General features: G+C 59.6%; 4 protein-coding genes. All 4 read left to right on the top strand.

Annotation, left to right across the window (positions count from 1 at the left end; translation table 11 throughout):
* Window positions 1-426, top strand: a 426-nt coding sequence (locus PK789_RS07485; RefSeq protein WP_503011921.1) for a molecular chaperone TorD family protein, incomplete at its 5' end; no start/stop codon positions are given.
* Entirely contained in the window at window positions 423-1,127 is a 705-nt protein-coding gene (narI, locus tag PK789_RS07480; RefSeq protein ID WP_223629241.1) for a respiratory nitrate reductase subunit gamma, read from the top strand. The genes PK789_RS07485 and narI, both read left to right, overlap by 4 nt.
* Window positions 1,128-1,129: 2 nt before the next feature.
* Complete coding sequence (locus PK789_RS07475) at window positions 1,130-2,038, top strand: peptidylprolyl isomerase (protein ID WP_223629242.1); 909 nt, start codon at window positions 1,130-1,132, stop codon at window positions 2,036-2,038.
* A gap of 57 nt (window positions 2,039-2,095) precedes the next feature.
* Window positions 2,096-2,793: MFS transporter (locus PK789_RS07470; RefSeq protein WP_324308151.1), on the top strand; the 698-nt coding region annotated here is incomplete at its 3' end.

Here is a 2,793-nt window from a genome sequence, read left to right as displayed (position 1 = left end):
GCGATGGTGGATCTGATCGAAGCCTATCGCAAGAATGGCTACGAGCTGGCTGCCAAGGAACTGCCGGACTACCTGCCGTTGGTGCTCGAATATCTCAGTCAACGGCCACAAGAAGAAGCCCGTGATTGGCTGCATCATGTCAGCCATATCGTCGGGTTGCTGGCCGCACGTGCAGGAGAACGCCAAAGCCCCTACACGCTGTTGCTGGAAGTCCTGGTGGAGTACGCCGAAGGCAAGCTCGACCTGGGCAGCTTGCGGCAACGTGCCAGCCAGGAACCCCGCGACGACACGCCGGAAGTGATGGACCAAGTTTGGGAAGAGGAAGCGGTGCGCTTTGGCACCGAAGCCCCCACCGATGATTGCAAGCCCAACAGCCGCCCCGCATACCGCACAACCAATGCCGCAACCCAACAGGTGCAGCCATGAATTATCTGAATCAATTCTGTTTCCAGATTTATCCCTATATCGCGCTTGCCGTGTTCTTCATCGGTAGTTGGGTGCGTTTCGACAAGTCGATGTATACCTGGCGCACCGGCTCCAGCCAAATGCTGTCCGACAAGGGCATGCGCATTGGCAGCAACTTGTTCCACCTTGGCATCCTTGCCATTTTGGGTGGCCATTTGGTGGGCTTGCTGACCCCGCATGCGCTGTATGAAAGCGTCATCACCGCGCCGCAAAAACAAGTGCTGGCGATGGTGGCCGGTGGCGTGTTTGGCGCGGTCTGTCTGGTGGGGATCAGCATCCTCACCGTGCGCCGCCTGTTCAACCCGCGGGTGAAGGCCACCGGCACCACCGGTGACACCGTGATCTTGCTGCTGCTGTTCGCGCAGTTGTTGCTGGGTCTGTACACCATCGTGCAATCCACCCATCACATGGATGGTGGCGTGATGATGGCGCTGGCCGATTGGGCGCAGCACATCGTCACCTTCCGCTTTGGTGCCGCCGACTATGTGGGCGATGTGCACTGGGTCTACAAGGCCCATATCTTCCTGGGCATGACCTTGTTCCTGGTGGCACCGTTCACCCGTCTGGTGCATGTGTGGAGCATCCCGGTCAGCTATTTCTGGCGTCCCTACCAAGTGGTGCGCCGCCGTCAGCCCGGCCTGCGCTACGGCCCGAGGGCGTAGTCATGAGTGAAAGCAAGCTTGGTAGGCGCGAGCTGCCCATCACCGTCATCGACAGTGGCAAGTCGGTGGCGGAAGAAGCCCACAGCCATGCCCATGACCACAACGACGAAGGCCCGCGCTCGCTGGGGCAGGCCGCGCCAAGTTTCCTGTTTGTGGGTGACACCGCCATCAGCGAGGCCGACATTGCCCGCGAAATGCAGTTTCATCGCGCCATGACTCCGGAAAAATCGCGCGCCGACGCTGCACGTGCGTTGGTGGTGCGTGAGTTGCTGCGCCGCGAAGTGGAACGTCTGGGCCTACAGGGCGATGTGCAAGATGCAGGCAGCGAGGCAATGGAAGAAGCCTGCACCCGCTTGCTGCTGGAGCGCGAAGTCGAAAACCGCGTGCCTACACTGGAAGATTGCCAACGCTATTACGCGCAAAACCCGGAGCGTTTCCATGCACCCGACCGCATTCGCGTGCGGCATATCCTGCTGGGCGCGGCGGTGGATGATGTCAGTGGCCGTTTCAATGCGCGTGAGCAAGCAGAAAAACTCATCACGGAATTGAAGCTGCAGCCGCATTTGTTCACCGACTTCGCGCTACGCCATTCCGATTGCCCTTCCAAAGACGACGGTGGCGAGCTGGGTTGGCTGGAGCGTGGCCAGGCAACCCCGGAATTTGATCGCCAAGTCTTTCGTTTGCGCGAGGGCTTGGCGGCATTTCCGGTGGAATCGCGCTGGGGCTACCACGTCGTTTGCGTGGATGCTGTCGAAAGCGGCGAAGAACTTGCGTTCGATCAAGTCCGGCAGCGGATTTCCGACTATCTTGAATTGCAGGTTCGGCAACGCGAACTCCAGCAATACCTGCAGGGCTTGCAGGAACGCTACGAGGTACGCGGGCTGGACGCCATCGAGGCTGGCGCGGCCTGATTGCAGCAGGACGCGCCGCCGGCAACAGGTTTCTTAACCACCACCGGAAGCACGTCCATGCAGGACTTTTCTCAAATCAGCACTGCCCGCCAGCAGCGGGCGCTATGGCTGAGCACCATTGCCTTTACCACCTGCTTTGCAGTGTGGATGATTTTTTCCATCATCGGCATCCAGATCAAAAAAGATCTGGGGTTGAATGACACCGAGTTCGGGTTGTTGATCGCCACGCCCGTGCTCAGCGGATCAATGCTGCGCATTTTCCTTGGGGTGTGGGCCGACCAATTGGGCGGCCGCAAAGTGCTCACTGCGGTGATGCTGGCCGGTGCTGCAGCCACCTGGATGCTGACCCACGCGCAGACTTATCCGCAATTCTTGATCGCCGCATTGGGCGTGGGGATTGCCGGCAGCTCGTTCTCGGTCGGCGTGGCCTATGTGTCGAAGTGGTTCCCGCCGGAAAAGCAGGGCACCGCACTGGGTATTTTTGGTGCCGGCAATATCGGTTCAGCGGTGACCAAACTGTTGGCCCCCATGGTGATGGTGGCCGCGGGCTGGACGATGGTGGCCAAGGTGTGGGCGGTGGGTTTGGCGGTGATGGCCATTTTGTATTTCCTGTTCACGCAGGAAGACCCATCGCTGGAGCAGCGTCGCAAGGCCGGTGTCAAGCCGATGCCGTTTGCAGAACAAATGGCACCACTGAAGAATCTGCAAGTGTGGCGCTTCGCGCTGTATTACTTCTTCGTGTTCGGCGGTTTCGT

The organism is Thermomonas sp. (genome assembly GCF_035369645.1).
Classification (GTDB): Bacteria; Pseudomonadota; Gammaproteobacteria; order Xanthomonadales; family Xanthomonadaceae; genus Thermomonas.
The sequence above is the reverse complement of the archived record's forward strand: the minus strand, read 5'-3'. Positions and strand labels throughout refer to the sequence as shown.